Annotated in this window: 20 protein-coding genes; 10 read left to right on the top strand and 10 right to left on the bottom strand. The window is 71.5% G+C overall.

From position 1 onward, the window contains the following. From A4E84_RS33260 to A4E84_RS33280, 5 genes are all read right to left on the bottom strand, one after another. Nucleotides 1-975: an HpcH/HpaI aldolase/citrate lyase family protein gene (locus A4E84_RS33260; RefSeq protein ID WP_062930088.1), complete on the bottom strand. Its 975-nt coding sequence runs from the start codon at nucleotides 973-975 to the stop codon at nucleotides 1-3. After that, complete coding sequence (locus A4E84_RS33265) at nucleotides 972-3,020, bottom strand: protein meaA (RefSeq protein WP_062930089.1); 2,049 nt, start codon at nucleotides 3,018-3,020, stop codon at nucleotides 972-974. Before A4E84_RS33265 ends, A4E84_RS33260 begins: the two co-directional genes overlap by 4 nt. 15 nt (nucleotides 3,021-3,035) lie before the next feature. Beyond that, entirely contained in the window at nucleotides 3,036-4,379 is a 1,344-nt protein-coding gene (gene ccrA, locus A4E84_RS33270) for a crotonyl-CoA carboxylase/reductase (protein WP_062930090.1), read from the bottom strand. Between the two features lie 426 nt (nucleotides 4,380-4,805). Beyond that, nucleotides 4,806-5,615 carry a TetR family transcriptional regulator gene (locus tag A4E84_RS33275; RefSeq protein WP_062931705.1) on the bottom strand — a complete coding sequence of 270 codons (810 nt, stop codon included), beginning with the start codon at nucleotides 5,613-5,615 and terminating at the stop codon, nucleotides 4,806-4,808. 115 nt (nucleotides 5,616-5,730) lie between these two features. Next, a complete protein-coding gene (locus A4E84_RS33280; RefSeq protein ID WP_062930091.1) occupies nucleotides 5,731-7,536 on the bottom strand; it encodes a 3-hydroxyacyl-CoA dehydrogenase family protein in 1,806 nt (601 codons plus the stop codon). Between the two features lie 396 nt (nucleotides 7,537-7,932). Between A4E84_RS33280 and A4E84_RS33285 the strand changes: the two genes are divergently transcribed. Further along, on the top strand, nucleotides 7,933-8,508 hold the full coding sequence (locus tag A4E84_RS33285) for an adenylosuccinate lyase (RefSeq protein ID WP_062930092.1): 576 nt from the start codon (nucleotides 7,933-7,935) through the stop codon (nucleotides 8,506-8,508). Between the two features lie 2 nt (nucleotides 8,509-8,510). Here the strand turns inward: A4E84_RS33285 and A4E84_RS33290 are convergent, their stop codons facing one another. From A4E84_RS33290 to A4E84_RS33310, 5 genes are all read right to left on the bottom strand, one after another. Continuing rightward, complete coding sequence (locus tag A4E84_RS33290) at nucleotides 8,511-9,038, bottom strand: GNAT family N-acetyltransferase (RefSeq protein WP_062930093.1); 528 nt, start codon at nucleotides 9,036-9,038, stop codon at nucleotides 8,511-8,513. Continuing rightward, nucleotides 9,035-9,433: a RidA family protein gene (locus A4E84_RS33295; RefSeq protein ID WP_062930094.1), complete on the bottom strand. Its 399-nt coding sequence runs from the start codon at nucleotides 9,431-9,433 to the stop codon at nucleotides 9,035-9,037. Before A4E84_RS33295 ends, A4E84_RS33290 begins: the two co-directional genes overlap by 4 nt. 211 nt (nucleotides 9,434-9,644) lie before the next feature. After that, nucleotides 9,645-10,400 carry a class I SAM-dependent methyltransferase gene (locus A4E84_RS33300; protein ID WP_062931706.1) on the bottom strand — a complete coding sequence of 252 codons (756 nt, stop codon included), beginning with the start codon at nucleotides 10,398-10,400 and terminating at the stop codon, nucleotides 9,645-9,647. A gap of 289 nt (nucleotides 10,401-10,689) precedes the next feature. After that, the gene (locus A4E84_RS33305; protein ID WP_062930095.1) at nucleotides 10,690-12,273 is read right to left on the bottom strand and encodes an alpha/beta hydrolase; all 1,584 of its coding nucleotides are present in this window, start codon (nucleotides 12,271-12,273) and stop codon (nucleotides 10,690-10,692) included. Nucleotides 12,274-12,454: 181 nt separating this feature from the next. Then, entirely contained in the window at nucleotides 12,455-13,495 is a 1,041-nt protein-coding gene (locus A4E84_RS33310; RefSeq protein WP_062930096.1) for an Rv2578c family radical SAM protein, read from the bottom strand. A gap of 170 nt (nucleotides 13,496-13,665) precedes the next feature. Between A4E84_RS33310 and A4E84_RS33315 the strand changes: the two genes are divergently transcribed. The 9 genes from A4E84_RS33315 to A4E84_RS33355 all read left to right on the top strand — a co-directional run bounded on the left by A4E84_RS33315 (nucleotide 13,666) and on the right by A4E84_RS33355 (nucleotide 26,553). Continuing rightward, complete coding sequence (locus A4E84_RS33315; protein WP_062930097.1) at nucleotides 13,666-14,109, top strand: SRPBCC family protein; 444 nt, start codon at nucleotides 13,666-13,668, stop codon at nucleotides 14,107-14,109. A gap of 162 nt (nucleotides 14,110-14,271) precedes the next feature. After that, a complete protein-coding gene (locus A4E84_RS33320) occupies nucleotides 14,272-16,653 on the top strand; it encodes an MFS transporter (RefSeq protein WP_062930098.1) in 2,382 nt (793 codons plus the stop codon). 163 nt (nucleotides 16,654-16,816) lie between these two features. Then, entirely contained in the window at nucleotides 16,817-19,234 is a 2,418-nt protein-coding gene (locus tag A4E84_RS33325) for an ATP-binding SpoIIE family protein phosphatase (RefSeq protein ID WP_062930099.1), read from the top strand. 123 nt (nucleotides 19,235-19,357) lie between these two features. Continuing rightward, nucleotides 19,358-20,083 (top strand): class I SAM-dependent methyltransferase, encoded by a 726-nt coding sequence (locus A4E84_RS33330; RefSeq protein ID WP_062930100.1) that lies wholly within the window; start codon nucleotides 19,358-19,360, stop codon nucleotides 20,081-20,083. Nucleotides 20,084-20,349: 266 nt separating this feature from the next. Then, nucleotides 20,350-21,441, top strand: coding sequence for an SGNH/GDSL hydrolase family protein (locus tag A4E84_RS33335; protein ID WP_237305035.1), 1,092 nt, complete (start codon nucleotides 20,350-20,352; stop codon nucleotides 21,439-21,441). A 74-nt stretch (nucleotides 21,442-21,515) separates the two neighbouring features. Beyond that, nucleotides 21,516-22,349, top strand: a complete 834-nt coding sequence (locus A4E84_RS33340; RefSeq protein WP_062930102.1) for a M55 family metallopeptidase — start codon at nucleotides 21,516-21,518, stop codon at nucleotides 22,347-22,349. Continuing rightward, a complete protein-coding gene (locus tag A4E84_RS33345) occupies nucleotides 22,342-23,655 on the top strand; it encodes a M20/M25/M40 family metallo-hydrolase (protein ID WP_062930103.1) in 1,314 nt (437 codons plus the stop codon). The genes A4E84_RS33340 and A4E84_RS33345 overlap by 8 nt, the downstream gene beginning before the upstream one ends. Before the next feature lie 4 nt (nucleotides 23,656-23,659). Then, nucleotides 23,660-25,624, top strand: a complete 1,965-nt coding sequence (locus tag A4E84_RS33350) for a prolyl oligopeptidase family serine peptidase (protein ID WP_062930104.1) — start codon at nucleotides 23,660-23,662, stop codon at nucleotides 25,622-25,624. Continuing rightward, nucleotides 25,621-26,553 carry a S66 peptidase family protein gene (locus A4E84_RS33355; protein ID WP_062930105.1) on the top strand — a complete coding sequence of 311 codons (933 nt, stop codon included), beginning with the start codon at nucleotides 25,621-25,623 and terminating at the stop codon, nucleotides 26,551-26,553. Before A4E84_RS33350 ends, A4E84_RS33355 begins: the two co-directional genes overlap by 4 nt. Nucleotides 26,554-26,573: the final 20 nt, after the last annotated feature.

The following is a 26,573-nucleotide window of genomic DNA, read 5'->3' on the forward strand; positions in this document are numbered from 1 at the left end:
TCAGCCCTCCGGGATCTCGAACTTGCTGGTGCGCTGCATGCCGGCCGCGCGGCCCTTGCCGGAGATGACCAGGGCCATCTTGCGGCTGGCCTCGTCGATCATCTCGTCGCCGAGCATCGCCGAGCCCTTCTTGCCGCCCGCCTCGGACGTGTAGTAGTCGTACGCGTCCAGGATCAGCTCGGCGTGGTCGTAGTCCTCCTGCGACGGCGAGAAGATCTCGTTGGACGCCTCGACCTGGCCCGGGTGCAGCACCCACTTGCCGTCGAAGCCGAGCGCGGCGGCCCGCTGGGCGACCTCGCGGTAGCCGTCGATGTTGCGGATCTGCAGGTAGGGGCCGTCGATCGCCTGGAGGTTGTTGGCGCGGGCGGCCATCAGGATCTTCATCAGGATGTAGTGGTAGGCGTCCGCCGGGTAGCCGGGCGGCTGCTCGCCCACGACCAGCGACTTCATGTTGATCGACGCCATGAAGTCGGCCGGGCCGAAGATGATCGTCTCGACGCGCTGGGAGGCCGTCGCGATCTCGTTGACGTTGTTCAGGCCCTGGGCGTTCTCGATCTGCGCCTCGATGCCGATCTTGCCGACCTCGAAGCCCATCGTCTTCTCGATCTGGGTGAGGAGGAGGTCGAGGGCGACGATCTGCTCGGCCGTCTGCACCTTCGGCAGCATGATGCAGTCGAGGTTCTGGCCGGCGCCCTCGACGACCGTGACGACATCGCGGTACGTCCACTCGGTCGTCCAGTCGTTGACGCGCACGACCCGCGTCTTGCCCGTCCAGTCGCCCTCGTTGAGGAACTTCACGATGGTGTGCCGCGCCTCGGGCTTGGCGAGCGGGGCGCACGCGTCCTCCAGGTCGAGGAAGACCTGGTCGGCGGGGAGGCCCTGGGCCTTCTCCAGGAAGCGCGGGTTCGAGCCCGGTACCGCCAGGCAGGAACGCCGGGGGCGAAGGCGGTTGACCTGCGGAGCAGGGCTGGTCATGCGGGGACCTCCAGGGGGTCGAGCTTGTTCGCTTTCCGGATCTCGTCGACGATGCGGCCGATGATTCCGGTGATGTCGAAGTCCTTCGGGGTGAAGACCGCGGCCACTCCGGCTTCCCTGAGCTGCTCGGCATCACCGTTCGGGATGATGCCACCGGCGATCACCGGTATATCTGTGGCACCGGCCACACGGAGCCGTTCGAGTACGTCCGGCACCAATTGGGCGTGCGAGCCGGACAGGATGGACAGGCCGACCGCGTGCACGTCCTCGGCGAGGGCCGCGTCCACGATCTGCTCCGGCGTCAGCCGGATGCCCTGGTAGACCACCTCGAAGCCGGCGTCGCGCGCGCGGACCGCGATCTGCTCGGCGCCGTTGGAGTGCCCGTCCAGGCCGGGCTTGCCGACCAGGAAGCGCAGCTTGCCCACGCCCATGTCCTCGGCCGTCAGATCCACCTTGCGGCGCACCAGGGCGAGCGTGCTGCCCTCCTCGACGGGGACGGCCACCGGCGCCGAGGAGACGCCCGTGGGCGCCCGGAACTCGCCGAACACCTCGCGCAGGGCCCCGGCCCACTCGCCGGTCGTCGCCCCGGCTCGGGCGCACTCCAGGGTGGCCTCCATGAGGTTCTCGCTGCCGCGCGCGGCCTCCTTCAGCCGCTCCAGCGCCTTGCAGGGGCGCGGGTGGTTGAACGGCGGCTGGTAGCGGCTGTCGCGCCACTGCTGCAGCGCGGCGATGACCCGGGCCTCGACCGCCGGGTCCACCGTCTGGATCGCGGTGTCCAGGTCGGCGGTCAGCGGGTTCGGCTCGGTGCCCTCGAAGGCGTTGACACCGATGATCTTCTCCTGGCCGGACTCGATCCGGCCCCGGCGCTCGGCGTGCGAGGCGACCAGCTGCGACTTGAGGTAGCCCGACTCGACGGCCGCCATCGCGCCGCCCATCTCCTGGATGCGGTCGATCTCGGCGAACGACGCCTCGACCAGCTGCTCCACCTTCGCCTCGATCACCTTCGAGCCCTCGAAGATGTCCTCGTACTCCAGCAGGTCGCTCTCGTACGCCAGCACCTGCTGGATGCGCAGCGACCACTGCTGGTCCCACGGGCGGGGCAGGCCGAGGGCCTCGTTCCAGGCGGGGAGCTGCACGGCACGCGCGCGGGCGTCCTTGGAGAGGGTGACGGCCAGCATCTCCAGCACGATCCGCTGGACGTTGTTCTCCGGCTGCGCCTCCGTCAGGCCCAGGGAGTTGACCTGGACGCCGTAGCGGAAGCGGCGCTGCTTGGGGTTCTCGATGCCGTACCGCTCACGGGTGATGCGGTCCCAGATACGGCCGAACGCCCGCATCTTGCACATCTCCTCGACGAAGCGGACGCCCGCGTTCACGAAGAACGAGATGCGCGCGACGACGTCGCCCATGCGCTCCTGCGGCACCTGGCCGGAGTCGCGCACGGCGTCGAGGACGGCGATCGCGGTGGACATCGCGTACGCGATCTCCTGCACCGGCGTGGCGCCCGCCTCCTGCAGGTGGTAGCTGCAGATGTTGATCGGGTTCCACTTCGGCATGTGGGAGACCGTGTACGCGATCATGTCCGTCGTCAGACGGAGGCTCGGCCCCGGCGGGAAGACGTGCGTCCCGCGGGACAGGTACTCCTTGACGATGTCGTTCTGGGTCGTGCCCTGGAGCTTGGTGATGTCCGCGCCCTGCTCCTCGGCGACGACCTGGTAGAGCGCCAGCAGCCACATGGCGGTGGCGTTGATCGTCATCGAGGTGTTCATCTGCTCCAGGGGGATGTCCTGGAACAGCCGGCGCATGTCACCGACGTGCGCGATCGGCACGCCGACCCGGCCGACCTCGCCGCGGGCGAGGATGTGGTCGGAGTCGTAGCCGGTCTGCGTCGGCAGGTCGAACGCCACCGACAGACCCGTCTGGCCCTTGGCGAGGTTGCGCCGGTACAGCTCGTTGGACGCCTCGGCGGTGGAGTGACCGGCATAGGTCCGCATGAGCCACGGCCGGTCCTTCTCCCGCTTGCCTTCGGCGGGCTGACGCTCAGTCATCTATGACCCCGGGTCTCAGATGTTGCGGAAGCGGTTGATGGCGTCGATGTGCTTGGCGCGCTTCTCGTGGTCGCGCACGCCCAGGCCCTCCTCGGGGGCCATGCACAGCACGCCGACCTTGCCCTGGTGGAGGTTGCGGTGCACGTCGTAGGCGGCCTGGCCGGTGTCCTGAAGGGAGTACACCTTCGACAGGGTCGGGTGGATCTTGCCCTTCGCGATGAGCCGGTTGGCCTCCCAGGCCTCGCGGTAGTTGGCGAAGTGCGAGCCGATGATCCGCTTCAGTGACATCCACAGGTAGCGGTTGTCGTACTCGTGCATGTAGCCCGAGGTCGAGGCGCAGGTGGTGATGGTGCCGCCCTTGCGCGTGACGTAGACGCTCGCGCCGAAGGTCTCACGGCCGGGGTGCTCGAAGACGATGTCGATGTCCTCGCCGCCGGTGAACTCGCGGATGCGCTTGCCGAAGCGCTTCCACTCCTTCGGGTCCTGGGTGTTCTCGTCCTTCCAGAACTTGTAGCCCTCGGCGCTGCGGTCGATGATCGCCTCGGCGCCCATCGAGCGGCAGATGTCCGCCTTCTGCTCGCTGGAGACGACACAGATCGGGTTGGCGCCGCCGGCCAGCGCGAACTGGGTGGCGTAGCTGCCGAGCCCGCCGCTCGCGCCCCAGATCAGGACGTTGTCGCCCTGCTTCATGCCGGCGCCGTTGCGGGAGACCAACTGCCGGTAGGCGGTGGAGTTGACCAGGCCGGGAGCGGCGGCCTCCTCCCAGCTGAGGTGGTCGGGCTTCGGCATCAGCTGGTTGGACTTGACCAGGGCGATCTCGGCGAGGCCGCCGAAGTTGGTCTCGAAGCCCCAGATGCGCTGCTCCGGGTCGAGCATCGTGTCGTTGTGGCCGTCGCTGGACTCCAGCTCGACGGAGAGGCAGTGCGCGACGACCTCGTCGCCGGGCCGCCAGGCGTTGACGCCCGGGCCGGTGCGCAGGACGACACCCGCGAGGTCGGAGCCGATGATGTGGTACGGCAGGTCGTGGCGCTTGGTGAGCTCGCTGAGCCGGCCGTAGCGCTCCAGGAAGCCGAAGGTCGACAGCGGCTCGAAGATCGAGGTCCACACCGAGTTGTAGTTGACCGACGAGGCCATGACGGCCACCAGGGCCTCACCCGGGCCGAGCTCGGGCAGCGGCACCTCGTCCAGGTGGATCGACTTGCGGGGGTCCTTGTCGCGGGTTTCGAGGCCCGCGAACATCTCCGTCTCGTCCTTGTGCACGGTGATCGCGCGGTACGACTCGGGGAGCGGGAGGGCGGCGAAGTCCTCCGACGTGGAGTCGGGCGACTGGATCGCGGCCAGGATGTCCTTAACGGTCACGGTGTTGCCTCCGGCGGTGAGCGCCCTGAGGGAGGGGCGCCGATGGTTACGTCGGTGCTGCTGAGGGTTGAGGGTGTGCCGTCGGTTCGGCGGTGGTGCTGTTCGGCAGCGCTGGGTGGCGCGGGAGGTTGCCTGTGACGCAGGCGCCCGGGCGGGCAAGCGGGTGAGCTTGCTGGGACGTCGCCCGGACCTCTTCAACGTATGACACCGCGTGTCACCCCGCAAGGCACTGAGTGCCAGAACTTGACCTCAGGTGAAATCTTTACGTAACAAATGAGCGATGATCGATCGAACGGGCTCTCCAGGGGCCTGCAAAACGGCCCCTGACATGCCAAAACGGCCACCCCGTGGGGTGGCCGTCATCACACGGGCGTGAGCCGCTCCGTGCCTCCTCGAAGGGCCGTTCGGTGCGCCTCGAAGGGCCGCTCAGCGCTCCTTGAGAGCCTGCTCGATCGTCCGCATGACCTCGTCCAGCGGCGCGTCGGTGCGGGCGACCGTCACCAGCACCTCGCCCTGCGCGGAAGCCGTGGCTGCGGCCGGCTGCGCGTCCGTGGAGCGCCCGGCCCCGATGCCCGTGCCGAAGGTCTTCCGCACGATCGCGAAGGCGTGGTCCAGCTGCGCCTCCACGTCCCCCTGGGCGCCCGCGCGCAGCCAGCGCCGCAGCACGTGGTTGTGGGCGGTGACCACGGCCGACGCGGCGACCTCCGCCAGCAGCGGGTCGTCGTTGGCGTCGTCCGCGTGCGCGCGCTCGTCGAAGTGGCCGAGGAGATAGCGGGTGAAGAGACGCTCGTAGCGGGCCACCGACGCGATCTCCGCCTCGCGCAGGGTGGGTACCTCGCGCGTCAGCTTGTAGCGGGCGACCGAGATCTCCGGGCGGGCCGCGTACATCCTCATGACTTCCTTGATGCCACGGCACACCGTGTCGAGCGGATGCTCGTGCGCCGGCGCGGCGTTGAGCACCGCCTCCGCCCGGATCAGGGTGTCGTCGTGATCGGGGAAGATCGCCTCTTCCTTGGAGCGGAAGTGGCGGAAGAAGGTACGGCGCGCGACCCCGGCCTGGGCCGCGATCTCGTCCACGGTGGTCGCCTCGTACCCCTTGGCCGCGAACAGCTCCATCGCGGCAGCCGCCAGTTCCCGGCGCATCTTGAGCCGCTGGGCGGCGGCGCGAGAGCCGGCGGCACTCTCCGGCGCCTCGGTCGCGGCTGGTGTACGTGAGGACTTGGCGGGCTGGGGCATGCCCTGAACGTACTGCATGTGCGCAGCTCGCTGCGCATGGCCTGGTTCGTGGAACCGGTCCGGGCCGAGCAGGCCGCCCCACTCCGCGCCGGACCGGAACCAGTCGCCGGGACGCTCAGCGCTTGGCATATTCGCGGAAGCCACGGCCGGTCTTGCGGCCGAGGCAGCCCGCGGCCACCAGGTGCTCCAGCAGCGGCGCCGGGGCGAGCCCCGGGTCGCGGAACTCGCGGTGCAGGACCTTCTCGATGGCGAGCGAGACGTCCAGCCCGACGACGTCCAGCAGCTCGAACGGGCCCATCGGGTAGCCGCCGCCCAGCTTCATCGCCGCGTCGATGTCGTCGAGTGAGGCGTAGTGCTCCTCGACCATCTTGATCGCGTTGTTCAGGTACGGGAACAGCAGCGCGTTCACGATGAAACCGGCCCGGTCACCGCAGTCGACCGGGTGCTTCCTGATCCGGCCGCAGACCTCGCGGACCGTCGCGTGGACGTCGTCGGCGGTCAGCACCGTACGGACGACCTCGACCAGCTTCATGGCCGGCGCCGGGTTGAAGAAGTGCATGCCGATCACGTCCTGGGGGCGCGAGGTGGCCCGGGCGCAGGCGACGACCGGCAGCGACGAGGTCGTGGTGGCCAGGATCGCGCCCGGCTTGCAGACCTTGTCCAGGGCCGCGAACAGCTGCCGCTTGACCTCCAGGTCCTCGGCGACGGCCTCCACGGCCAGGTCGACACCGGCGAAGTCGTCGTAGGTGCCCGTGGCGGTGATGCGGTCCAGGGTCTGGGCGGCGGTTTCCGCGGTCATCCGGCCCTTGTCGACCGAGCGGGCCAGGGACTTGCCGATCCGGGCCTTCGCGGTCTGCGCCTTCTCCGCGCTGCGGGCGGCAAGGACCACCTCGTACCCGGCCTTGGCGAAGACCTCGGCGATCCCGGAGGCCATGGTGCCCGAGCCCGCGACACCGACCGAGTGGATCTCCCGGCCGGGGGCGAGGTCGCCGCCCTCCGGCGGAGTCAGGGCGTCCCGCACGACGACCGCGCTGCCCGGCGCCTCGTACGTGTAGAAGCCCCGCCCCGCCTTGCGGCCCGTCAGGCCCGCCTCACTGAGCTGCTTGAGGATCGGGGCCGGGGCGTGCAGCCGGTCGCGGGAGGCGGCGTACATGGCCTCCAGGACCGTGCGGGCGGTGTCGACGCCGATCAGGTCGAGCAGCGCCAGTGGGCCCATGGGCAGTCCGCAGCCCAGCCGCATCGCGGCGTCGATGTCCTCGCGGGAGGCGTACTTGGCCTCGTACATCGCCGCGGCCTGGTTGAGGTAGCCGAACAGCAGGCCGTCCGCCACGAAACCGGGACGGTCGCCGACCGCGACGGGCTCCTTGCCGAGGTCCAGCGCGAGATCGGTGACCGCCGTGACGGCCGCCGGCGCGGTCAGCACCGAGGAGACGACCTCGACCAGCTTCATGGCCGGGGCGGGGTTGAAGAAGTGCAGGCCCAGCACCCGCTCGGGGCGAGACGACTCGGCGGCCAGCCGGGTCACGGACAGGGCGTTGGTACCGGTCGCCAGGATGGCCTCCGGGCGCACGATCCCGTCCAGCTCCCGGAAGATCTGCTGCTTGACCTCGTACGACTCCGGGGCCACCTCGATGACCAGGTCGGCGTCGGCCGCGGTGCGCAGGTCGGCGGAGGTGCGGACACGGCCGAGGATCCCGGCGCGCTCCTGCTCGGTCAGCCGGCCGCGCTCGACGCCACGGGCCGTGGAGGCCTCCAGGGCGGCGACGCACTTGGCGGCCTGGGCCTCGCTGACGTCGATGCCGATGACCGTGCGGCCGGCCTTGGCGAGGACCTCGGCGATGCCGGTGCCCATCGTGCCTAGGCCGACGACGGCGACGGTCTGCAGCGGGGACTGGGACGGGTCGGAAAGGGGAGTGGCCATCGCGGGACTCCAGGATGAGGGTGACGACGGGGAACGCGCTCCGGGTGCGCCGGAGGCGGCCCGGCAGGGCCGGACCACGGGCGCACCGGGTGCGTGATGAAGTGCGGGTGTTGGCCGGGCTGCGAAGCGCACACGCCCGGTGCCGCTCAGCGGGCGTGCACACGCCCGGGGTTGAAACGGCGGGTCCGGCCGGCCCTGTCCCGGGGCCGAGCCGTACTGCGGTACCTGAGGCACCGAACCGACTGCTCTCGCGGCAGCCGCGTCACCAGACCGCCACGAGGAAATGCGAGTGGGTAACTCGCTCGTCTGAGCTTAACTGGCGGGTAACGAGCACGCCAGCCCTCGTCTTTGTGATGTACGTCCCGCGCAGGCCGCGCCGCCCCTAACCTCTGAGGCATGAGCGAAGAGTTGCGATCACTCACGGAGCGCTTACGGCAGGAGTCCGGGGCGCCGCCCGCGTTCGAGCGGCTCGCGGCGACCGACGACCTCGACGCCCTGGCGGCCGTGCTGACCGAACCCGGGCAGCACCTGTGGGCCAGGGAACTGGCCGCGTTCCGGCTGGGGGTGGCGCGGGACCGGCGGGCCTTCGAGGCCCTGGTGCTGCTGCTCAACCACCGCGACCCCCCGCGCTGCGCCTCCGCCGCCCACGCCCTGGCCCGGCTTGGCGACCCGCGCACCGCCCGGGCGGCCGCCGCCCTCGCCACCAACGAACTGCGCGTCGCCTACGCCCTGCAGCCGGTGCGGCTCCTGGTCGAGCTGCGTGCCCCGGAGGCGGTGCCCGCGCTGATCACCACGCTCCAGCGCCGCCTGCGACCGCACGACCCGTACCGCCGCGTGGCCCTCGCCTGTGTGGACGGGCTCGGCGCGCTGGGCGACACCCGCGCCCGGCCCGTCCTGAACGAGGCCCTGGCCCATCCGGCGCTGGCCGAGGCGGCGGTGCGGGCGCTGGGGCGGATCCCGAAGCAGCGGTGAGGTCAGCGGGGGAGCGTTCTGGTGTACCGCACCTCCGGGACCGCGACCCCGTCCACCTCGAAGGGCTCCTCGGCGCCGTCCGCCCGGAAGCCGGCCCGCTCGTAGAAGCGGCGGGCCCGGTCGTTCTCCTTGAGCACCCACAGGAGGACACGGCCGTGGCCCGCGGCCGAGCACTCCGCGACGGACCGGGCGAGCAGCGCCCGCCCCGCGCCCTGTCCCACATGCCGCGGATGGACGTAGATGGCGTACAACTCGGCTTCCCCGGTGAGGACTTCGCCCTCCCGGTACGGGCCGTGACAGGCCCAGCCGACGAGCTCGCCGCAGGCGTCCTCGGCGACCAGGTTCACGGCACTGCCGTCGCCCTGCGACAGGTAGGTGCGACGGCGCTCGGCGTCCTCCTCGACACTGAGCCCGTCCAGGTACGACTGCGGGATCAGGCCCTGGTAGGCGCTGCGCCAGCCGCCGACGCGGATCTCCGCGACGGGGTCGCAGTCGGCGAGCGTCATCTCCCGTATCCGCAGCCCGCTCATGGCGCGACCACCGCGAACGCCTCGACCTCCATGAGAAACTCCGGCCGGACCAGCGCCGCGACCTGTACCGCCGAAGCGGCCGGCAGCCGGTCGTCGGGTATGTGCTCGGCACGGGCCGCGCGCAGGGCCGGCATGTGGGCCATGTCCTTGACGAAGTAGGTGAGTTTGACGACGTCGTCGAAGGTCGCGCCGGCCGCCGCCAGACAGCGCCGGAGGTTCTCGAAGACCTGGCCGGCCTGCGCCGCCGGGTCGCCCGCGCCGACCAGCCGCCCCTGCTCGTCGAGCGGGAGCTGGCCGGCGATCGCCACGAAACGGCCGGTTCCCAGGACGACATGGCTGTACTGGGGCGCGGCGGCGACGCCCTCGGGGGCAGGGATCCTCGTCAGCTCACTCATTGGGCCCATGGTGGACCATGGCACTGACGTTGATGCTGAAATTCAGGTTCCGGTGGCCGTGGCTCGGGCACTGACTGACGCCCTGCCGGGCTGTCCCCGCCGCTGTTCTGTCCGGCCGCCGGGACCTGTTCTCATGGCTCCGGCCGGACGGAACACGACCTGCGTCCTGCGGGCAACCGCGCGGTCCGGCCAGGGACTGAGAGTCCGGTGTTTATACCTTGCTCGCGACCATCATGTAGTTCTCGGCCTCAAGATCGAACGTGCTCAGTTCCGTTTGGAGTCCGACCCGGTGCAGCTCGACTTCGAGTTCCTCGTACCGGTAGGGCCAGCAGGACAGCAGTTCCGAGCGGACAAGAACCAACCCGGTCGCATCAACTTGCGCGATCGCAATCTCGATGTGGTGCTCCTCCTCCCAATGCGGCGCAATCTCCCAGCGGTAGACCACGACGGCATCGCGACCGTTCCGGCGGACGAGTCGGTCACTGATCTCCAGCCGGGAACCTCTGGCCCTCACGAGTTCCCAAGTGCGGGATGTGAGTACCAAGCGCCCGCCGGGGCGCAGAAGCCGTGACATCGACTCCAGAGCAGCACCCCTGCCTGTCGCGCCCGCGGCATGGTGAAGCGAGTTGCCAACGCAGAACACCATGTCGAACGTGTTGTCCTGGAAATGGTCGGGCAACTCTTCCCAGTTCGCCCGTACGGCCCGGAGGGATGCCCCGAACTCCTCAGACAACTCTGCGGTCCGACGAACCATCGCCTCGCTGGCGTCAGTTGCGACGACCTGCATGCCACGACCGGCGAGGCCAACCGCCAACTGTCCGGTTCCGCACGAACAGTCGAGGACGTGAGCGTTCGACGGCAGGAGATTGAGGACGTCGTCGAACGACGCAGCGAACTCGGCTGGAGGCAACTTTGCATCCGAGATGAGCCATTCGTACACCTCGGCAAGCACGTCATAGCCTGTCACAACCACTACCTCCGTCACGCGGCGGACTCACGGTAGGACGTCAGTCCATCAGCGGAGCAAGCCGGGCACCAATGGTTTTCGCAAGGATGGCTCTGACGGTGTTTGCGGGTTGTCAGTTGTCCGTCTGAGTGGATGTCACCGGCTGGTCAGCTGGGAAGTTGTTCGTGAGAAGTGGTGTCACTCGCGGGGTTGCGGTGGCAAGGTGAAAAGCAACCTTGCGCCGCGCGCCTCAGAGCGCTCGACGATCAATAGGAGCATCAGCTTCCGCCCCCGACGGGTCGTCAGCCGCTCAGTGACGGAAGCCGAGCAGGCCGTGCAGCGCCGAGCCCTTCGAGGAGGCCGAGGCCGCCTTCGCGGTCGTCGCCGTGGGCTTCGGGTCGGGCAGCGCCTCGCACACCGCGTCCGCCTCGCCGTATCCGCGCGGCACGGTGCCGTCCGTCAGGTACGCCGCCAGGTGCTTGTCCAGGCAGGCGTTGCCGCTCAGGGTGATGCCGTGGTTGCCGCCGCCCTCCTCGATCACCAGGCTGGAACGGGCCAGCAGACGGTGCGCGGTGACGGCACCCTCGTACGGGGTGGCCGCGTCACCGGTCGCCTGGAACAGCAGGGCCGGCGGCAGCTTGCCGTTCGCCACGTTCACCGAGCGCGGCGAGTCCGTCGGCCAGAACGCGCACGGCGCGTTGTACCAGGCGTTGTTCCAGGTCATGAACGGCGCCTTCTCGTACACCGCCCAGTTGTCCTTGCGCCACTGCCGCCAGTCGCGCGGCCAGTGGGCGTCCCGGCACTGCACCGAGGTGTAGACGCTGTAGCCGTTGTCGCCGGAGGCGTCCACCGCGCCGAAGTCCTCGTACGCCTCGACCAGCGGCTCGGGGTCCTTGTCGTTCACGTACGCGGCGAACGCCTCCGCCAGGCTCGGCCAGTAGCCGTTGTAGTAGCCGCCCGGGATGTAGGTGTCCTCCAGCTCCGCGGCGCCCACCGTGCCGCCCGCCGGCCTCTTCGCGAGGGCCGCGCGCATCGCGTACCACTCGGCCTCGATCTTCTCCGGATCGCTGCCCAGCCCGTACGTCGAGTTGTGCTCGGCGACCCATGCCAGGAAGGCGCGGTGGCGGTCGTTGAAGGCCACGTCCTGGTTGAGGTTGGCCTCGTGCCAGACGTCGGTCGGGTCGACGACGGAGTCCAGGACCAGGCGCCGGACCCGCTCGGGGAAGAACGTGGCGTAGACGGCGCCGAGGTAGGTGCCGTACGAGTAGCCGAAGTAGTTGATCTTCTTGGCGCCCAGGGCCTGCCGGATCGCGTCCATGTCGCGCACGGCGCTGGTGGTGTCGATGTACGGCAGGAGGTGCCCGTACTTCTTGCCGCACGCGGCGGCGAAGGACCTGGCGCGGTCGAGGTTGGCCTTCTCGATCGCGGGCGTCGTGGGCAGGGAGTCCGGGCGGACCGGGTCGAAGTGGCCAGGCCGGCAGTCCAGGGCGGGCCTGCTCGCCCCCACGCCGCGCGGGTCGAAGCCGATGACGTCGTACTGGGCCGCCACCTTCGCCGGCAGCGACGACGCGACGAACCCGGCGAGGGTCAGCCCGCTGCCGCCGGGGCCGCCGGGGTTGACCAGCAGCGGGCCCTGGTAGGTCCGGGCGGTGTGCGGGACGCGTGACAGGGCGAGGGTGATCTTCTTCCCGTGCGGCCTGCGGTGGTCGAGGGGCACCTTCAGGGACGCGCACTGGAGCGTGGGGTAGTCCTCGGTGGCACAGCTCTTCCAGGTGAGCCTCGCGGTCCGGACGGTGTTCGCGGTGTCCGGTGCGCTCGCCTCGGCGGGAACGGCCGTGAAGGTGCCGGCCATGACGACGGCGGCGCCGCACAGCGCCGCTGCGCGTTTTCTCATGGAGTCCTCCCAGGACGATGAAGGACCGCGAGGGTCGCCGTCCTCGCGGCATCGTCCCGGAAGGTGGTCCCGGAAGAACTCATTGCGTAAAGCTCATGACCCGATCGGATCTTCGGATGCGCTCGAATGCTCGCAATCGGATGTGCTCGAATGCTCGGAAGGGGACAGGTTTCGAACTGCCCTAGAGGAGCGAGAGTTGGGTCGGCCCGGCGGCCGGCGGTTCCTCGGCCGGCTCGGCGGGCCGGATCCGCCGCGGCGCCTCCGGGCGCGTGGGCCCGATGCCGTACTCCTCGGCCAGTTCGTGCACCTGACGGGTGATCCGCCGCTGGTACCACTTCGGGGCGTAGGAGCCCTCCGCGTACAACCGCTCGTAGCGGGCCACCAGGTACGGGTGGTGCTGCCCCAGCCAGGCCATGAACCACTCGCGGGCGCCGGGCCGCAGATGCAGCACCAGCGGTGTCACGGACGTGGCACCGGAGGCCGCGATCGCCCGCACCGTGGCGCGGAGTCGGTCGGGCGAGTCGCTCAGGAACGGGATCACCGGTGCCATCAGCACCCCGCAGCCGATGCCGTGTTCGGCCAGGGTGCGCACCACGTCGAGGCGCCGCTCGGGCGCGGGCGTGCCCGGCTCGACGGTGCGCCACAGCTCCTGGTCGGTGAAACCGACCGAGACGGAGATCCCGACGTCGGTCACCTGTGCCGCCTGCTCGATCAGCTCCAGGTCGCGCAGGATGAGCGTGCCCTTGGTGAGGATCGAGAAGGGGTTCGCGTGGTCGCGCAGCGCCGAGATGATGCCCGGCATCAGCCGGTAGCGGCCCTCGGCGCGCTGGTAGCAGTCGACGTTCGTGCCCATCGCGATGTGCTCGCCCTGCCAGCGGCGCGAGCCGAGCTGCCGGCGCAGCAGCTCCGGCGCGTTGATCTTCACGACGATCTGGCTGTCGAAGCCGAGGCCCGTGTCGAGGTCCAGGTAGCTGTGCGTCTTGCGCGCGAAGCAGTACACGCACGCGTGCGAGCAGCCCCGGTAGGGGTTGACCGTCCATTGGAACGACATCCGTGAGACCGCCGGCACCCGGTTGATGATCGAGCGGGCCCGGATCTCGTGGAAGGTGATCCCGCGGAACTCCGGCGTGTCGAAGGTACGCGTGGTCACCGCGTCCGCGCCGAACAGCGCGGCATCGGCCCGGCTGTGTTCGGAGTCCGATGTGAGGTTCTCCCAGCGCATGACGCCTCCTCGGTAGCACTGAGCCACAGAATAGAACACATGTTCCCTTGATCGTGCGAGGGTGTTTTCCGAACGCGTTCGACCGGTTCGGCCACCCCGATTTGGGGCGCCGGGCAGCGGGGTGGTTGGCTTGCCCCGACCCCCGAGCAACCAGGTCCTGGAGGAAAGCGATGGCGCAGGTCGAAGCCACTACGGAGCGGATCGTCGCGGCGGACGCGGAGACGGTGTTCGATGCCCTCGCCGACTACAGCGGTACGCGCGCGAAGCTGCTGCCCGAGCAGTTCAGCGAGTACGAGGTCCGGGAGGGCGGCGACGGCGAGGGCACCCTCGTCCACTGGAAGCTCCAGGCCACCAGCAAGCGCGTACGCGACTGCCTCCTGGAGGTCGGTGAGCCCACCGACGGCGAGCTGGTCGAGAAGGACCGCAACTCCTCCATGGTCACCACCTGGAGGGTCACCCCGGCCGGCGAGGGCAAGTCGCGGGTCGTGGTGACCACCACCTGGACCGGCGCCGGCGGCATCGGCGGCTTCTTCGAGAAGACCTTCGCGCCCAAGGGCCTCGGCCGCATCTACGACGCGATGCTCACCAAGCTCGCCGCCGAGGTCGAGAAGTAGCAGCCCACCGCTCAAGACGCGGACATCCGAGGGGCGTTGCCGCCCCTCACCGGTTCGGGTGATCTCCGTACCGCTCGCTCCTGTGCCGTAACTCGTCGCGCTTGCTCGTAGTTGTCGCTTTTACGCGGGAATTGTGCGGCAGCGCGACGAGGGGAGCGGTGAGTGGGCGGGATCACTCTGGCGCAGGACGAACCGGCGGTAGCGCCTCCCGACACTCCCGCGCCCCGGCCGGATCCGGACACCGGACCGAGCCCGCGCCGGGTGCGGCTGGTCTTCTTCGCTCTCATGCCGGCCCTTCTCCTGGCCGCCCTGGAGCAGATGATCGTCGCCACCGCGCTCCCGAAGATCGTCGGTGAACTGCACGGCCTGGACCGGATGTCCTGGGCGATCACGGCCTACCTGCTCACCGCCACCGTGGGCTTGCCGATCTACGGCAGACTCGGCGACCTCCTCGGCCGCAAGGGTGTCTTCCAGTTCGCGATCGTCGTCTTCGTCGTCGGCTCCGCGCTCGCGGGCCGGGCCCAGACCATGGACCAGCTGATCGCCTTCCGCGCCCTGCAGGGCGTCGGCGCCGGCGGCCTCATGATCGGCGTCCAGGCGATCATCGCGGACATCGTGCCGCCCCGGCAGCGCGGCCGCTACATGGGCCTGATCGGCGCCGCCTTCGGCCTCGCCTCCGTGGCCGGGCCGCTGCTCGGCGGCTACTTCACGGACCACCTCTCCTGGCGCTGGTGCTTCTACGTCAACGTCCCCTTCGGCCTGGTCACCCTGGCCGTCGTCGCCGTCGCGCTGAAACTCCCCAAGCCGGCCGCCAGGGCCCGGCTGGACGTCCTCGGCGCGCTGCTGCTGACCGCCGCCTCCACCTGCCTGGTCCTGCTGACCAGCTGGGGCGGCACCGAGTACGCCTGGGACTCGCACATGATCCTCGGCCTCGCGGCCGGAGCGGCGGCGGCGACCGTCCTCTTCCTCGTCACCGAGCACTTCGCCGTCGAACCCCTCATCCCGCTGCGGCTGTTCAGGGACTCCGTCTTCAACGTCACCGGCCTGGTCGGCCTGGTGGTCGGTGTCGGGCTGTTCGGCGCCGCCAGTTATCTGCCGACGTACCTGCAGATGGTCGACGGGGCCTCCGCCACCGAGTCGGGCCTGCTCATGCTGCCGATGATGGCCGGCATCGTCGGCGCCTCGGTCATCGTCGGGCAGCTCATCAGCCACACCGGCCGCTACAAGGTCTACCCGATCCTCGGCGGCGCCCTCTCCGTCGCCGGCATGTGGCTGCTGTCCCGCCTGGAGGTGGGCACGCCCCGGCTGCACTACAGCATCTGGATGGCCGTCCTCGGCGCCGGCATCGGCATGGTGATGCCGGTGCTGATCCTCGCCGTGCAGAACTCCGTGCGCCCCGCCGACCTCGGCACCGCCACGAGCGCCAACAACTACTTCCGGCAGATCGGCGGCAGCGTCGGAGCCGCCGTCTTCGGGACCCTCTTCGCCGGCCGGCTCACCGACGCCCTCGCCGAGCGCCTGCCCGCCCGCGCGGGCACCGGGCTGCCGGACCCCGAGTCCATCACCCCGCAGCTCGTGCACGCACTGCCCCCGGCCCTGCGCGACAGCTACATCCGGGCGTACGCCGACGCCATGCCGCGGATCTTCCTCTACCTGGTGCCGGTGCTCGTCCTCGGACTGGTCATCGCCCTCTTCCTCAAGGAGAAACCCCTGGTGTCCCACGACGCCTCCGTCACCGACCCGGACACGGCGCCGGGGACGATCCCGCAGGCCCGGGCGTACGCCGCCGGCGGGCCCGTGTGCGGCTCGGTGCAGCACCACGACGGGACCGTCGTGCCCCGCGCGGCGCTGACGCTCATCGACGCCACCGGGCAGCAGACCGGGCGGGGCGCCAGCGGCGAGGACGGGCGCTACGCGCTGGCCACCCCCGGCCCGGGCAGTTACGTGCTGATCGCCACGGCCGGCGGCCACCAGCCGCAGGCGGTCTCCGTGACCGTCGGCGAACGCCCCGTCGACATCGACATCGTCCTCGGCGGCGCCGGAAACCTGATCGGCACCGTCGTCACCGCCGACGGCACGCCCGTACGGGACGCCACCGTCACGCTCACCAACGTGCACGGCGAGGTCGTGGCCACCACCCGCAGCGGCCGGGAGGGCGGCTACGTCATCACCGAGCTGGTCGCCGGCGAGTACACCCTCGCCGCCAGTGCGCCCGCCTTCCGCCCGGCCGCCTTCCCCGTCACCGTCCAGGCCGCCCGCGAGACCCGCCGGGACATCGAACTGGCCGGCGGCGCCGTGCTGCGCGGCACCGTCCGGGCGGGCGGCGGCCGGCCCGTCGAGGACGCCCGTGTGACGCTGCTCGACGTGGCGGGCAACGTCGTCGACACCCTCACCACCGGAGCCGACGGCACGTTCCGCTTCGTCGACCTGTCCTCCGGCGAGTACACCGTCATCGCCGCCGGCTACCCGCCCGTCGCCACCGTGCTCCAGGTCGCCGGAGGAGACCGCACCGAGCGGGATCTCCAGCTGAGCCACGAGGACTGAACGGGCACCGGCCGAGGACGGACAGCACCGGCGCACGGGGCCGTACGCCGGTGCGCACCCCGCGCGGGCAATTCCCGCATTGCCTCACATCGCCACCGGCGGGCGCCGTACGGTGGTGACGCCGGCACAGATCTTGCGTCCGTGGGGAGAGAGGGCCTGGGCCATGGACCGTGGCACCGACAGGGCTGAGCAGGGCACGGCGACCGAACCCGCCGAGCCCGGCCGCGTCCCCCTGGCCGTCGTCGTGGTCGACCGCGACGGCCTCGTCTCCCACTGGAGCCGCGGCGCACGACGCCTGTTCGGCACCCCCAAGGAAGAGGCGATCGGCCGCACCGCCCTCGACCTGCTCCCCGTCTCCGGCGCCCTGCCCCAAGAGCAGGACACCTCGTACGCCGCCTGCGACGGTCTCGGCCCCGACCTCGAATCCTCCCTCGACGGAGGGCTCTCCTACCCGGCGGCGGGCCGCGCCCGGATCACGGCGCCCGGGAACGGCCGCGTCGACGTCCTGTGGTGGGCCTATCCGCTGGTGGGCCCCGGGCCCGAGCGGCTGCTCGTGCTGGCCGCCGACGCGGACGGGCTGCGGGCGGGTGACGGGGCGTTCGAGCGGATCGCGCCCGGCTTCGCGCTGCACACCGACTTCCCCGGCTCGCAGGACCTCGCCCGCCGCCTCCCCGAGATCCTGCCCAGCATGAGCGTCGGCGAGAGCGCCCGGATCGTCGGACAGATCCTCGAACTGGGCTACCCGATCCTGGAGTTCAGCCAGAACGACCGGGTTCCCGTCACCCCCGACTGGGGCGTGGCCCGGCGCGCCGAGCGCAAGGCGCGCCGCGAACGGGCCGCGCGGGCCCTGGCCGCCGGTGAACCCGTGCCGGAGGAGCTGCGGGACGAGGGCGAGGACCTCGAATACTCCGCCGTCCGCGAGCGCCTGGAGTTCCTCAACGAGGTCAGCGGCCGCATCGGCACCTCCCTCGACCTGTCCCGCACGATCATCGAGGTCAGTAGGGCGGTCGTGCCCCGCTTCACCGACGTCGCCGGGACGTACCTGCGCGAACAGGTCGTCGCGGGCGAGGAGTTCGCGGACGGCGTGCCCGACACGACCACGATGTGGCACCGGGTCGCCGTCGAGCACACCGACGAACCCGGTCGCTGGGACGACGTCGTCCCCGTCGGCGAGGCCATGCCGTTCCCGGCGCACACGCCGTTCTTCCAGTGCATGACCAGCGGCGAACCCGTCCTCGTGCCCCGCATCAGCGAGGAGATGGGGCACGCCATCGCCGCGCAGTTCGACAAGCGCGACATCCGGCCCCTCATCACCGGCCGCTCCATGCTGGTCGTGCCCCTCAAGGCGCGCAACGTCGTCCTCGGCTTCATGATCCTGCTGCGCCACCCGGAGCGGCCCGTCTTCAACGACATGGACCGTGTCACCGGCGCCGAACTCGCCGCCCGCGCTGGTCTCGTACTCGACAACGCGCGCATGTACACCTTCCAGGAGAACGTCGCCGAGACGCTCCAGGACAGCATGCTGCCGCACATCCCGCCCCGCATGGCGGGCTGCGACATCGCCACCCGCTATCTGCCGGGCACGCTGCTCGGGCGGGTCGGCGGTGACTGGTTCGACGCGGTGAAGCTGCACGGCGGGCGTACCGCGTTCGTCGTCGGCGACGTCATGGGCCACGGGCTGAACTCGGCCGCCATGATGGGCCAGTTGCGCACGGCCGTGCAGACCATGGCCGGGCTCGACCTCCCGCCGGCCCAGCTGCTGCGCAACCTCGACGACCTCGCCCAGCGCCTGGGCGACACCTACCTCGCGACCTGCCTCTACGCCGTCTACGACCCGATCGCCGGCGAGCTCCACCTCGCCAACGCCGGCCACATCCCACCTGTCCTGGTCCGGGCCGCGGACGGCCGCAGCGAACTGCTGGACCTGCCCACGGGTGCGCCCATCGGCGTCGGGGGAGTGCCCTTCGAGGCGGTGCGCGTGCGCGTGGAACCCGGCGACCGGCTCGTGATGTGCACCGACGGGCTGGTCGAGGTGCGCGGCGAGGACATCGGGGTCGGTCTCGCCACCCTCTGCGAGTCGGCCGCGCACCCGGCCGCGTCCATGGACGACGCCTGCGACACCATCATCCGAGCCCTCAACACGCGGGGTGGCCGCAAGGACGACGTGGCGCTGCTGATGGCCCGCCTGGGCGGCATCGAGCCGGACGACGTGGCCGAATGGCGCCTCGCCCTCGACCCGGCCGAAGTGAGCCGGGCCCGCGCGGCGGTCCGCGAGCAACTGCACGCGTGGGGCTTGGCGAAGCTCGTCGCGCCCGCCGAGCTGATGGCGGGCGAACTGGTCACCAACGCCGTACGGCACTCCCACGCCCGCCCCGTCGAACTGCGCCTGGTCCGCGGCGACACCCTGCTGTGCGAGGTGGACGACGACGACCACGAGCTGCCGACGCTGCTCAGCGCGGGCCCGCTCGACGAGGCCGGGCGCGGTCTGCGCGTCGTCAGCACCCTGTCCCGTGAGTGGGGGACCAGCCGGACCAAGACCGGCAAGACGGTGTGGTTCGAGCTGACGCTGCCGCGCCGCTGAGCACCCCCGGGCCGAACGGGGCGTGAAGGTACGTGCCGCGTGCTTGTGGCCGGGGCCGGGGCGCGATACACCGTACTCGCCCGTCGCACGGCGGGATTCGTACGCACCCCTGGGGAGTGGGCCATGAGCGTGACGAGTCGGTACCGGGAGGCCTGGGAGGGTTTCTGGCGTGAGGCGTCCGCCGGACCCGGGGCGGTGTTCTGGGACGCGGAGCCGGTCCTGACGGTGGGCCCGCATCTGGCCCTCTTCGAGCCGTACCTGACCGATCCCGCACTGCCGCTGGTGGACCTCGGCTGCGGCAACGGCACCCAGACCCGCTACCTCGCCGACCGCTTCCCGCGGGTCCTGGGCGTCGACCTGTCCGCCGCGGCCCTCGACCACGCCCGGCGCTCCGACCCGGCGGGACAGGCCGCCTACCGGCAGCTGGACGCCGCCGGGAAGGACGAGGCCCAGGCCCTGCACGCGGAGCTCGGCGACACCAACGTCTACATGCGGGGCGTCCTGCACCAGTGCGAGCCGGACGACCGGCAGCCCCTGGTCGACGGCATCGCCACGCTGGTCGGCGACCGCGGCCGCGCCTGCCTGGTGGAGCTCTCGGGCGCCGCCAAGCAGGTGCTGAAAGGCCTGGCGGGCGGCCCGGACGGCCCGCCGCCCAAGCTCGCGCCGGTGTTCCGCCACGGCCTCGCGCCCGGCGAGGTCTCGGACGAGGCCGTGCCCGAGTATCTGCGCTCGGCCGGCCTCACCGTCCTGGCGAGCGGCCGACTGCCCCTGAAGACCACGGAGTACCGGCCCGACGGCACCCGCATCGAGCTGCCCTCCACTTGGCTGGTGGCGGGGCGTACGGCCTGAGGCCGGCGGTCAGCCCTCCGCGCCGCCGCCCAGCCGGTCGGCCAGACAGGGTACGGCGTGAAGATCCACGAGAACGCCGGGTCACCGGCCACCGGCTCGCCGAGCACGTCGGCACCGGGCGCCGGCCCGAGGCGCTCGTGCCGTTCGCCTTCGACCGGCTCCGGCGCTGAGCCGGGCGTGGTCTGGTGGGCGACCGATTTGTCGGTGTACCGTCACCCTGTCCCGCTCCTGCAATCCCCTCGCCCCCGCGGAGGACGGTCATGCCGATGCCCTGGTTACGGATGCTCGCCGCGTCAGCGGTGTCGACGGTGCTGATCGGTACGAGCGCCGTCACGACCGCCGCCGCGCCGGAGCCTCGCGGCGTACGGGACAGCGTGCACACCGCCGGACGGGTCAAGGACGCCGGCGACGTACTGCAGTACAGCTGGCCCGGCGTCTACTTCGAGGGCCGGATCCGGGGCACCGGCGTCGGTGTCGTGCTCGACGACCCGGCCGCCGACTACGACGTCCAGGTCGACGGAGCCACCGTCGCGACCCTCACCGCGCCGGGGAGGACCACCCACTGGGTCAGGGGCCTGCGCGAGGGCGTGCACACCGTCCGGCTCGTCAAGCGCAACGACACCCCGTGGAGCACCAGCGCCTTCGGCGGCTTCGTCGCCGCACCCGGCGGCGCCGTCCTGGCCCGGCCTGCCGCCCGCAGCCGCCAGATCGAGTTCATCGGCGACTCCCTCACGGCCGGCTACGGAAACCTCTCCGCCTCCCGTGACTGCGACGGAGAGCAGCTCAAGCGCACCACCAACGCCGACGTGAGCTACGGCGCCCTCACCGCCCGGGGACTGCGCGCCGACTACCAGATCAACGCGTACTCGGGCCAGGGCATGGTGCGCAACTACAACGGCGGCTCCCCGGAGGTGAACTACCGCACCTTCTACGACCGTGCGCTGCTGAACGTGCCGGGCGACGTCTGGCAGAAGCCGGGCACCTGGCGACCGCGGCTGGTGGTGGTCCACCTCGGCACGAACGACTTCTCCACCCCGGTCAACCCGGGCGAGCCCTGGACGGACGAGAGCCTCGCCGCCGCCTACCGCAGCGCCTACAGCGGCTTCCTCGCCAAGCTGCGGGGGCGCTACGGCCCCGCGACCACCATCCTGGCCGTGGGCACGGGCCCGTTCGCCGGCCATGTCGAGCACGTCGTCCAGGAGCGCACCGCCGCGGGCGACCGCGGGGTCCGCTACTGGCCCCTCGACACCAATGGCCTGGATTACTCCGGCTGCCACTGGCACTACTCGGCCCGCGACCACCGGCTGCTGGCCGACCGCCTCACCGCGTTCCTCGCCGGCCTGCCGATCCGTTGGTGACCACCTCGTAGCCCGTTGCGCGCACAGCGCGTAACGTGACGAACCATGAAGATCTCCGCCCTGGACGGCACGTCATGAGAATCCTCATCAGCGCCGACATGGAGGGCGCCACCGGAGTCACCTGGCCCGACGACGTCATGCCGGGCGCCTCGCAGTGGGAGCGCTGCCGCTCGCTGTTCACCTCCGACGTCAACGCCGCCGTGCAGGGCTTCCACGACGGCGGCGCCGACGAGGTGATCATCAACGAGGCCCACTCCACCATGCGCAACCTGCTGCTGGAGCAGCTCGACGACCGCGCCCAGATGCTCACCGGCCGGCACAAGGCGCTGTCCATGGTGGAGGGCGTGCAGCACGGCGACGTCGACGGCATCGCGTTCGTCGGCTACCACGCGGGCGCCGGCATGGAGGGCGTCCTCGCGCACACCTACCTCGCCAACTCCATCACGGGCGTGTGGCTCAACGACGTACGGGCGAGCGAGGGGCTGCTCAACGCCCATGTCGTCGCCGAGTACGGGGTGCCGGTCGTGCTGGTCACGGGGGACGACGTCGCCTGTGAGGACGCGCTCGGCTACGCGCCCGAGGCGCTGAAGGTCGCGGTGAAGGACCACGTGTCGCGCTACGCGGCGGTGTGCCGCACACCCGCCCGCACCGCGGCCGACATCCGGGCGGCGGCCAAGGAGGCGGCCGCGCTGGCGGTCCGTCACGAACCCGTGAGCGGCGGCCCGTTCACCGTGGCGGTGGAGTTCGACGCGGAGCACCTGGCGATGGCCGCCACCGTCGTGCCGGGCGTGGACCGGATCGCGGAGCGGAAGGTGGCTTACACGAGCGAGACCATGTACGACGGCATCCGCGCCTTCAAGGCGGTCACCACGATCGTCTCGGCCGCGGTGGAGGAGCAGTATGGCTGAGCAGGTGGACGGGCCCGCGCTGGACGAGGTCGTGACGTTCACGTCCGACCTCATCCGGATCGACACCACCAACCGGGGCGGCGGCGACTGCCGGGAGCGGCCCGCCGCCGAGTACGCCGCCGCACGGCTCGCCGACGCCGGGATCGAACCGGTCCTGCTGGAACGCACCCAGGGGCGGACCAACGTCGTCGCCCGGATCGAGGGCACCGACCCCTCGGCCGACGCCCTGCTGCTCCACGGCCACCTGGACGTCGTGCCCGCGGCGTTGGCCGACTGGAGCGTGCACCCGTTCTCCGGGGAGATCCGCGACGGGGTCGTCTGGGGGCGTGGCGCCGTCGACATGAAGAACATGGACGCGATGATCCTGGCCGTCGTGCGCGGCTGGGCCCGGCAGGGCGTCCGGCCCCGCCGGGACATCGTCATCGCGTTCACCGCGGACGAGGAGGCCAGCGCCGAGGACGGATCCGGGTTCCTCGCCGACGAGCACCCCGAACTGTTCGAGGGCTGCACCGAAGGCGTCAGCGAGTCCGGCGCCTTCACCTTCCACGACGGCGGCGGGCGGCAGATCTACCCGATCGCCGCCGGGGAACGCGGCACCGCCTGGCTGAGGCTCACCGCCCGCGGACGCGCCGGGCACGGCTCCAAGGTGAACCGGGACAACGCCGTGACCCACCTCGCGGGCGCCATCGCCCGGATCGGCGCGCACGAGTGGCCGCTGCGGCTCACCCCGACCGTCCGCGCCGCCCTCACCGAACTCGCCGCGCTCTACGGCATCGAGACCGACCTCACCGACGTCGACGCGCTGCTGGAGAAGCTCGGCCCGGCTGCGAAGCTCGTCGAGCCGACCCTGCGCAACAGCGCCAACCCGACCATGCTGGAGGCCGGTTACAAGATCAACGTCATTCCCGGCGAGGCCGTGGCGCACGTGGACGGCCGGTACATGCCCGGCGGCGAGGAGGAGTTCCGCAGCACCCTCGACCGGCTCACCGGGCCGGACGTGGACTGGGAGTTCCACCACCGCGAGGTGGCCCTGGAGTCGCCGGTGGCCTCGCCGACGTACGCGGGCATGCGGGCCGCCGTCGAGGAGTTCGCGCCGGAGGGACACGTCGTGCCGTTCTGCATGTCCGGCGGCACCGACGCCAAGCAGTTCTCCCGTCTCGGCATCACCGGCTACGGGTTCACCCCGCTGAAGCTGCCGGACGGCTACGACTACGCGGCCATGTTCCACGGGGTCGACGAACGGGTACCGGTCGAGGCGCTGCACTTCGGTGTCCGCGTACTCGACCGGTTCCTGCGGACGGCCTAGGAGAGTGGGGGAGACGGTGCGGACGCTGGCCTACGGGGCGTGGCCCTCGCCCATCGACGCGGCCCTGACCGCTGCGCACGACGGGCACCCGGAGTACGTGGGCTTCGTCGGCGACGAGGTGTGGTGGACCGAGCCGCGCCCCGCCGAAGGCGGCCGGCGCACCCTGGTACGGCGGCACGCCGACGGCCGGGAGGAGCCCCTGCTGCCCGCGCCGTGGAACGTGCGCAGCCGGGTCATCGAGTACGGCGGGCACCCGTGGGCCGCCGTCGCGGGTGAGGCCGGGCCGCTGGTGGTGTTCGTGAACTTCGCCGACCAGCGGCTGTACCGCTGCGAGCCGGGCGGTGAACCCCGTCCGCTCACCCCCGTGTCACCGGTGGGCGCCGGCCTGCGCTGGGCCGAGCCGCTGCCGCTGCCCGAACGGGGCGAGGTGTGGTGCGTGCTGGAGGAGTTCACGGGCGACGGACCCACCGACGTGCGCCGCGTCCTGGCCGCCGTACCGCTGGACGGGTCCGCGGCCCGGGACCGGGGCGCCGTACGCGAACTCACCGACGCCCGGCACCGGTTCGTCACCGGACCGAAGCTCTCGCCCGACGGGCGGCGGGCCGCCTGGCTCGCCTGGGACCATCCGCGCATGCCCTGGGACGGCACCGAACTGCTCCTCGCCGAGGTCACGCCCGACGGCACGCTGCGCGACGCCCGGGCCGTTGCCGGCGGCCCCGGCGAGTCCATCGCCCAGGCGGACTGGACCCACGACGGCCGTCTACTGCACGCGAGCGACCGCACCGGCTGGTGGAACCTCTACCTCGACGGACAGCCGGTGTGCCCGCGCGAGGAGGAGTTCGGCGGCGCGCTGTGGGAGCTGGGTTCGCGATGGTTCACCCCGCTCGACAGCGGGCTGATCGCCGTCGTGCACGGCCGGGGCGCCACCGCCCTCGGCGTCCTGGACCCCGAGACCGGCGAGGTCGTCGACGCCGCCGGGCCCTGGACCGAGTTCACCCCCACCCTCGCCGCCCACGGCGAACGGGTCGTCGCCGTCGGGGCCAGCCCGCGCAGCGCCTACGAGGTCGTGGAGCTGGACGCCCGCACCGGCCGGGCCCGGGTCGTCGGCGCCGAGCACGACGACGCCGTCGATCCCGCGTACTACCCCGAGCCGCAGATCCGCACCTTCACCGGCCCCGACGGGCGCGACATCCACGCCCACATCTACCCGCCGCACCACCCCGGCTGCGTCGCGCCCGACGACGAACTGCCGCCCTACGTCGTCTGGGCGCACGGCGGGCCCACCGGCCGGGCCCCGCTCGTGCTCGACCTGGAGATCGCCTACTTCACCTCGCGCGGCATCGGCGTCGCCGAGGTCAACTACGGCGGCTCCACGGGCTACGGCCGCCCGTACCGGGAGCGGCTGCGCGAGCAGTGGGGCGTGGTGGACGTCGAGGACTGCGCCGCGGTCGCCCTGGCCCTCGCCGCCGAGGGCACCGCCGACCCCGGCCGGCTCGCCGTCCGGGGCGGCAGCGCGGGCGGCTGGACCGCGGCAGCCTCACTCACCACGACCGACGTCTACGCCTGCGGCACCATCAAGTACCCGATCCTGGATCTGGCCGGGTGGGGCACGGGGGAGACCCACGACTTCGAGTCGCAGTACCTGGAGGGCCTGATCGGGCCGCTCGCCGAGGTGCCCGCCCGGTACGCGGAACGCTCGCCCGCCGCCCACGCCGACCGCCTCGCCGTACCGTTCCTGCTGCTCCAGGGCCTGGACGACGTGATCTGCCCGCCCGTCCAGTGCGAGCGGTTCCTGGCCCGGCTGGAGGGCCGGAAGGTGCCGCACGCGTATCTCGCCTTCGAGGGGGAGGGTCACGGATTCCGGAAGGCGGAGACCATGGTGCGCGCCCTGGAGGCCGAACTCTCCCTCTACGCCCAGGTGTTCCGCCTGGACCCGTCCGGCGTCCCCACTCTGGAGCTCAGCAAGTGAACCAGCTCGTCCGACCGCCCCGGCTCGCCCCGGGCGCCCGCGTCGCCGTCGTCGCGCCCAGCGGGCCCGTGCCCGAGGAACGCCTCCAGGCCGGGCTCGACATCCTGCGCGGCTGGGACCTCGACCCCGTCGTGGCATCCCATGTGCTCGGGCGCCACGGAGAGCTGGACTACCTGGCCGGGGCGGACGACGAGCGTGCCGCCGACCTCCAGAGCGCCTGGTGCGATCCGTCCGTCGCGGCCGTGCTGTGCGCCCGGGGCGGGTACGGGGCGCAGCGCATGGTCGACCTGCTCGACTGGGCGGCGATGCGGGCGGCGGGCCCGAAGGTGTTCGCCGGGTTCAGCGACGTCACCGTCCTGCACCAGGCCTTCGCCACCCGCCTGGGCCTGGTCACCCTGTACGGACCCGCCGCCGCCGGCGTCGACTTCCTCAAGAACGCCCGGGCTCAGGACCATCTGCGGGCCACCCTCTTCGAGCCGGAGTCCGTACGGTCCCTGACGGCCGTGCCCCCGGGCGGCACCGCACTGGTTCCGGGCCGCGCCCGGGGCGTCACCCTGGGCGGGTGCCTGAGCCTGCTCGCGAGCGACCTCGGCACCCCGCACGCCCACCCCGGGGCGCGGGGCGGGCTGTTGCTGGTGGAGGACGTCGGCGAGAGCCCGTACCGCGTGGATCGGTATCTGACCCAACTCCTGCGCACCGGCTGGCTCGACGGGGTCGCCGGGATCGTGCTCGGCTCCTGGGCGGCGTGCGGCCCTCGCGAGGGGCTGCGCGCGGTCTTCGCCGACCGGCTCGGCGGCCTGGGCGTGCCGGTCGTGGAGGAGTTCGGGTTCGGGCACGGCGAGGGTGCGCTGACCATGCCCCTCGGGGTCGGGGCCGAACTGGACGCGAGCACGGGCACGTTGACGCTGGACGAACCGGCCCTCAGCTGAGTGGTCCGGTACTGAAATCC

The sequence above is a fragment of the Streptomyces qaidamensis genome, from assembly GCF_001611795.1.
GTDB lineage: Bacteria > Actinomycetota > Actinomycetes > Streptomycetales > Streptomycetaceae > Streptomyces > Streptomyces qaidamensis.